Genomic DNA, 6,932 nt, shown 5'->3' with positions numbered 1-6,932 from the left:
GCTGCGGCCCACTTTTTGTTACCCACAGGTAAACGGAATTAACTAAGCGTCGATCGGATCCTCGGTTTCCTCTTTTGGTGAATCCTCGTTGGCTCTCTGTGGCAGACTGTCTCTATGACTAATCAGACACCTAACTCCGATGTGGTTAACCTCGCTTCTTCTGAGGACGAGGCTCAAGACAACTTCACTCCCGTAACGACCGAAGAAGGTAAGCTACAACAGCTTATTGAATGGCTCGAAGAACACGTCTCGGCCTATTCCTACTTGAGCGAGGTTGTCCCCTTGGGTGCCTCTGAGGAAGACATTAAGAAGGCTCGTGCTTCAGTCAATGACCGCGGCGCTCGTATGCCAGACGCCATCATTCACGGTTCAATGATGGTCCTGGGGGCGGCCGTCAACCATTCCTCGCCATACCTTGCGTATGCCGACGGCAAAGTAGAGGTGACGGATACGACGGTGGGGGATAGTCCTAGCGTTCCGGTGCGGGTTTTTGTCCCACAGGATCCAACCGGGTCTGTGGTAGTTGCCGCACACGGCGGCGCTTTCTGGATGGGCGACGGCAGTCTGCGTGAGAATTCCTTCGGCCCAAATATGGCTGCCCTGGCAGCCCGATCGGGCGCAATTGTTGTGGACGTGGATTACCGGCTCGCACCAGAGCACAAGGTATCTGAGGCCGTCAATGACATCGCGCGGGTAGTCGCATCTGTCGCAGATGATTCGTTGCAGCTTCAAAAATTGGGTGCAATGCCCATCAGTGATCAGAACCCAATAGTTCTCTATGGTGTCTCTTCAGGCGGCCACAACGTTGTTTCCGCGGTAGACCAGATTAGTCAAGACACTCCGGTTGCTCTGTTGCTCGTTGCCCCGGCTCTAGACCTGCGTGGTGCTCCTGCGGTGTGGTTGCAGGCATTCTTCGGCACCTCTGATGATTCGGCAAAGGAAGTGTCACCGGGATTGCATGAGCCGTCGCGAAGCATGCGTGTCCACGTTCAGGCGGCCTCCCGCGATACTGTTGTTCGGCCAGCTACCGAGTACCTGAAGAAGGTTGAGGAGGCAGGGGGAGAGGCCTCTCAGGCGGAATTCTTGGCAACTCACCAGATTGCGGTTCCAAAGGTTCAGCGAGAGCAGATTACGGACGCGGCGCGGTTCATTCTAGAGGTCACTCACACGGAACGTGAGCTGCCAGAGGACCCGGCAGGTGAATACGATAAGGAAGCGATTGACCGGCAGAACGAAGAGTCCTGGGGCAAGAGCTAGTCAACCCGTTTCAGTTCCTAATGGCGCTCTCGCTGTGCATGTGAGCACCGCAGAGGGGAGCGCTGCTAAGGGAAATCGGGGGGGGGGGCGGGGCGGCAACAGCTCAGTGCCAAAAGGTCGGGGCTAACAGCCCCCGACTAGTTCAGCGGCAGGAGATTGCGCTTCGTTGCGTGTACCTCTTCCACCCGGTCGATGTTGCGTTCGAGCACATTCCAATCGTTGACAGGAATATTGCGCTGGGCTTGGGCAATGATTGACTTGTCTGGAGTGGACCACGCGAGCGGCACTGGGGTGATTTCGTCGTAGAACTCGGTGCGGCTCTTGTGTGTACCGGCAACAGCAACAGCTGGCACCTTCGCGCCCACGCGGCGGGGGACCCCGGAAATCGTGGTGACCGTACGTGTAGCCAGGGCCGGGACGGGCTCGCCATCGGAGGGGTTTTTACGCATGTCCACCAGGGTCATCAGCACCATGGTCCGCTCATCCACACGCGCAATCATGGCCGGAACCAGCGGGGATTCGTCGTAAAGCTCTTGCGGATCCTTAATTGCGCGTCGCACCTGGAAGGTAACGCCGACGTAGAGAGCCGCGAGGGCGAAAAGCACAACCGCGCTGCCGATAACAAACGGCGTGCGGTCGAAAACTATTAGAACCAGCACAGCGCCGACGAGCAGCAGAGCAGAGAAAATGCCGGAGGAGATGAGCAGTCGGCGGGCATCGCGGTAGTACTCGTTGTTGGCGTTGGTGTGCTCGCGGTTGACGGGGAAGTGAAAGTTCATGGCAGTCCTTTAGTTATCCAGTTTTCTAGGATTCCGAGCTAGCGGTGGAATCACCGGGCAGGGAGGGCCCGAGGTACTCGTCTGCGTCGACGATTCGGTAGGCGTAGCCCTGTTCCGCCAGGAAACGCTGGCGGTGAGCTGCGTATTCGGTATCGAGCGTATCGCGAGTCACCACCGAGTAAAAGACGGCGCCACCACCATCGGACTTCGGGCGCAGGAGACGCCCCAGGCGCTGTGCCTCCTCCTGTCGGGAACCGAAGGTGCCGGAGATTTGCACGGCGACAGAGGCTTCGGGAAGGTCGATGGAAAAGTTCGCAACCTTGGAGACCACCAGCGTGTTGATCTCGCCGCGCCGGAACTTCCCAAAGAGCTCCTCGCGTTTGGCGTTGGACGTCTTTCCTTCGATGACGTCGACGCCGAGCTCTTCGCCGATCTCTTCGAGCTGATCCAGGTAGGCACCAATCACCAGAGCGGGTTCGCCCTCGTGTCGGGCAAGGATTTGCTTGACGACGGGAATCTTCGTCGGCGTCGTTGCGGCCAGACGATACCTGTCGGAGGCCTCAGCCGTGGCGTAGAGCATGCGCTCGGACTCGGTTGGGGTCACGCGGACCTCAACGCAGTCAGCCGGTGCGATCCAGCCCTGGGCTTCGATGTCCTTCCACGGGGCGTCGTAGCGCTTCGGGCCGATCAGGCTGAAGACGTCGCCCTCGCGGCCATCTTCGCGCACCAGGGTAGCGGTGAGCCCCAGTCGACGGCGCGACTGCAGATCCGCACTCATTCGGAACACAGGAGCGGGCAGGAGGTGGACCTCGTCATAGATGATGAGGCCCCAGTCGCGGGAATCGAATAGCTCGAGTGCGCGGTATTCTCCCTTGGTCTTGCGCGTGACCACTTGGTAGGTCGCAATGGTGACGGGGCGAATTTCCTTCTTTTCGCCGGAGTATTCGCCGATTTCGTCCTCGGTCAGCGAGGTGCGTCGCAGCAGCTCGTCGCGCCACTGCCTGCCAGCGACGGTGTTGGTGACCAGGATCAAAGTGGTGCGCTGCGCGTCCACCATCGCTGCCGCGCCGACAATCGTTTTACCTGCGCCACAGGGTAGCACCACGACGCCGGAGCCACCTTCGCGGAAGGAATCAGCCGCCATGCGCTGGTAGTCGCGCAGTTCCCAGGTGTCGTGGCCTCCGGTGCCCTGATCCTGCCAAGCGATGGCGTGTGCCTCACCGTCGATGTAGCCGGCGGTGTCATTGGCAGGCCAACCGACCTTCAGCAGCTCCTGTTTGATTCGGCCTCGCTCGGAGGGGTGCACGGTCCAGGTGTCGGCATCGATTTGCTCGCCGAGCATCGGACGAATCTTTTTGTGCTTGGTCACCTCGGCCAGTACCGCAGGGTCGTGTGAAACCAGAATAAGGCCGTGAGCTGGATGCTTGGTCAGGCTCAGGCGACCGTAGCGGTCCATGGTCTCCGCGACGTCGATAAGCAGCGGCTGTGGGACGGGGAACTTGGAGAAGCGCTCGAGGACATCGACCACCTGCTCCGCGTCGTGACCGGCGGCGCGGGCATTCCACAGCGCCAGCGGGGTGATGCGGTAGGTGTGCACATGTTCAGGAGCACGTTCGAGCTCCGCGAACGGTGCCAGCGCCGCGCGTGCCGCATCCGCCTCCGGATTATCGACCTCCAGCAGCACCGTCTTGTCCGATTGGACGATCAGCGGACCCGTACCGAAACCCATTATTTCCTCGCCTCGCAGACATTCGACCAAAAATAAGCTAAAGGTCAATTCTGCCACGATTACGCAGAAGATGCGGCACGGGCTCGAATCATCCCGAACCGCCACATTCGCTTCTGCATCGCTTTACGACGGTCCGCGCGCCCGCCGCCTAGTCGACAGGATGTACTTCGGTTATGCGATGCAGCAGGAAGCGCAGCACTTGGCTGGTGGCCGGGTCGATAGCATCGACCTGCCCACCGGAGACTGTGACTGGGCGCACGCGCTTGCGGCCGGGTTTGCCGTTGCGGTCAACGTAGCTCAAATACAGGTCGTCACCGTGGCGAGCCGCGCGCTGCAGGAGCTTGAATGCTTCGGTGCCGGAGGCGTAGTCGCTCGTGCCACCGGTGCTAGTGCTGGCACCGGCAGCTGTGCCCGTACCTGTCGTCCAATCCGCAGCCGAGTCAGAGACCCCAGCAGTGCTGCCACTGGCCGTAGCGCCACTGGAACTACCAGCATGCTCAGCAGCACGGTTGCCATCGGCAATAGCCGTCAACGCCTGGCTGATGCGTTCCGGTTCGGGCATCGTTGTACGCGCAGCGGGCACCGGAGCTGGCGCCTCAATGCGGCAGGGAGCGCGACAGAGATCCAGCACCAAACCCTCTGCATCTTCGGCGATGATGGAAAAGCCCGCATTTCTAGCGGTCTCAATCACCTGGGCAAGCGGGGCCTGGCTAATTAGCACCGTTTCGGCAATCTTCCGCAACGCCAGGCTTTGTCCAGCCTGGTGACTCTGGAATGAGGCCAGCAGGGCCGGATCGTCACAGCGGATAAACGAAGCTGCGGGGCCACCGCGGAGACGACCGTGGCGGCGGGCGACGTCGTCAAGCAAATAGGTAATGGACTGCGGCACCTCGCCGACGGCGTAGCGCGAAAGAAACTCCGAGATATCGGCGGCATTGATGCCGGCGTCGAGGGCATCGCGAAGGCTGTCTTCGGTCACGCGGTAGACGCTGGCGAGGCCGGGAGATTCCAGCTGCGCAATCGAACTGAGCATGCGTTCCATCTCCGGGGATGCGGGGCCCGGTACGACGATGGTGTTGTCCGCCTGAACCATCAGGTACGAGGCGTTCGGCGGCAAGAGGTTGTTGCAGGCGGCACGCAGATCGTCGAAGGCCTCGGCGGTACCGGATTCGATGAGCGCGACCATGGCTTTGCCGACCTCGCTAAGGCCGACGGAAATCGTTTCCACGCCCGGGTCCCGCACGACGATGCCGAGGGCGACCAGCTCGTCGACCACGCCACTGAGCGTCTCGTCCGTGCACCTCGCGTTGGTAATCGGGTAGTAGTAGGCGGCGCATTCACGCAGGTCAGTCAGAGCAACGATGTCGTTGTCGCTTGCCGACGACGCCACCTGCGCACAGCAGGCCAGCACCATTTCCCGGATTGACGGTACCCCGGAGAGCCGAGCTTGTGGGGAGAGTAGAGCAATGCGCTTGCCTTCCTCATTGAGCTGGTCGACCCGCCAGGGAGCTGCGTCGCTAGTGCGAGTGCCGACCGTCAAACTCACCCACCGGTCAACCAGATCGGCGTCGAGGAAGCCGTCGGCTGCCAGCGTGGGGGCGAAATAGTCACCACCGCTGTCGTGCAGTGGCAGCGGATGTGGAGTACCGACATGAACCAGGCCCGCTGCACTGAGATTAGCCACGCCGCGAGCCAACTCCGAGATGTCGACGCCGAGCTCCTCGATGAGACTGCGGGTTTCCCGCACTCCGATGACGCCGTTTTTCAAGGTCGGCGCGGGGTCGGTTCCCAGCAAGTCCAGCAGGTCAGTCAGCTGTCGCAAAGTTTCCCAGGCAGTGGCGGCAGCACGGTCGTTACCGCTGGCAATCACGTGGGTAGCGGGGGTTTCGGGGCGCAGGGGGACGTCGTCGTCGGCAAGCCCGACTCCACGCATAAGCGCGCGAACGGTGGCGGGCAGGCGAACGGTGCCCTCGTCGATGCGTTCGAGCAGGCCGGCGTTGATGAGCGCTGGGACCGGCAGCGAAGGGTCGGCATCCGGATGAGCGTCCTTTGTGACGCCGAGCCCTCCGGAGTTGGCGAGGGTATCCAGGAGACGCTGCTGCCTGTCTGTGACCTCGGTGAGTGCCGTGCGTAGCTGGCTGCGGCTGGGGCCATCGGGATTGGGCAGAAGATACCAGCCAGGTGGCAACGAGGTGGCGACCTCATCGCTGAGGCAGAAGTAGTCCTGCCAGGGCAGAGGCTTCTTGCGGGTGGACTTGCCGGTGAAGGTGCCGCGGGGGCCGGGACCGTTGCCCCAGATGAGTCCGTATTCGCGCAGGGTATCGAGGCTTGTCCGAATATGCGTGGCCGTGGGCCGTTGATTGGCGGGAACCTCTGCTCGAGAGAGTAAGTCGAGAATGTAGTCGATGAGGGCGTCCGCAGTGACGGGTTCGGCGTCAGCACCGAGGTCGGCGGCGGCCTCAATGCAGGCGAGCTCCAGTGCGGGCAGTCTGGTCAGCGCGCGGGAGACAGAAGCGCGGAGCTGGAGCCTTGCCGCTAGCACCTGGGAAGACTTCGGCGGTGGCGACAGCGCATCGGGGCGATTGCTGAGGATAGTGCCCACAAATTGGTCTGGTTGACCTGCCAACCAGTCGGAAAAGAGTGCAAAGGGGGTGGTGCTAGTCATGACAATCCCCACTTTAGTGAGATTTAAGGAGGGGAGAAGGTGACTGGGGAGAAAATTTTTGGGATAATCTCAGCATGGCTAACGTTGCAAAGAAATCCTATGTCGATCCCGGCTGGCCGAAGGACCTCGAGCCTGGTCAGCACGCTGTTACTGAACTGATTGCTCACCACGCTGGTGCAGATTCGCCTTTCGGCGACATTGAGTTCCCGGTTGATCCGGAGACTCTGGGTTACGTGCACCCGACCACGGTGATTAACAAGTAATCTTTTAGATTCTTAGCAGAGCTACTTCTGCTGGAGGCCCGCAGCCGTGACTGCTAGTTCAGCCATGGCTGCGGGTTTTCACATCAGTGGCCTCGGGGCGGGGGCTTGAGTAGGGGCGCTTGAAGTGGGGGGGGGGCTTGAAGTGGGCGGGGGCTTATTCAAGCCCGTTTCCGGTTAATCCACCGGAATGGCCCCATGGATGCGAGCTGCAAATGTGAAACTGTGTAAGTTTATGACAC

The 6,932-nt window shown here is 61.0% G+C and carries 5 protein-coding genes; 2 read left to right on the top strand and 3 right to left on the bottom strand.

The annotated features are described in order from the left end of the window. The first annotated feature begins 114 nt into the window (after positions 1-114). Entirely contained in the window at positions 115-1,257 is a 1,143-nt protein-coding gene (locus HMPREF2857_RS06900) for an alpha/beta hydrolase (RefSeq protein ID WP_070643292.1), read from the top strand. Positions 1,258-1,394: 137 nt separating this feature from the next. On the opposite strand, the gene HMPREF2857_RS06895 is transcribed toward HMPREF2857_RS06900, so the two are convergent. The 3 genes from HMPREF2857_RS06895 to HMPREF2857_RS06885 all read right to left on the bottom strand — a co-directional run bounded on the left by HMPREF2857_RS06895 (position 1,395) and on the right by HMPREF2857_RS06885 (position 6,430). Continuing rightward, on the bottom strand, positions 1,395-2,036 hold the full coding sequence (locus HMPREF2857_RS06895) for a DUF3239 domain-containing protein (protein WP_049171985.1): 642 nt from the start codon (positions 2,034-2,036) through the stop codon (positions 1,395-1,397). A gap of 25 nt (positions 2,037-2,061) precedes the next feature. Continuing rightward, complete coding sequence (locus HMPREF2857_RS06890; protein WP_016423319.1) at positions 2,062-3,765, bottom strand: DNA repair helicase XPB; 1,704 nt, start codon at positions 3,763-3,765, stop codon at positions 2,062-2,064. Between the two features lie 148 nt (positions 3,766-3,913). Further along, complete coding sequence (locus tag HMPREF2857_RS06885; protein ID WP_070643291.1) at positions 3,914-6,430, bottom strand: helicase-associated domain-containing protein; 2,517 nt, start codon at positions 6,428-6,430, stop codon at positions 3,914-3,916. A gap of 74 nt (positions 6,431-6,504) precedes the next feature. Between HMPREF2857_RS06885 and HMPREF2857_RS06880 the strand changes: the two genes are divergently transcribed. Further along, entirely contained in the window at positions 6,505-6,693 is a 189-nt protein-coding gene (locus HMPREF2857_RS06880) for a hypothetical protein (RefSeq protein WP_016423317.1), read from the top strand. The last annotated feature ends 239 nt before the right edge of the window (positions 6,694-6,932 follow it).

It is taken from the genome of Corynebacterium sp. HMSC076C10 (genome assembly GCF_001812455.1).
GTDB classification, from domain to species: domain Bacteria; phylum Actinomycetota; class Actinomycetes; order Mycobacteriales; family Mycobacteriaceae; genus Corynebacterium; species Corynebacterium jeikeium_D.
The sequence above is the reverse complement of the archived record's forward strand: the minus strand, read 5'-3'. Positions and strand labels throughout refer to the sequence as shown.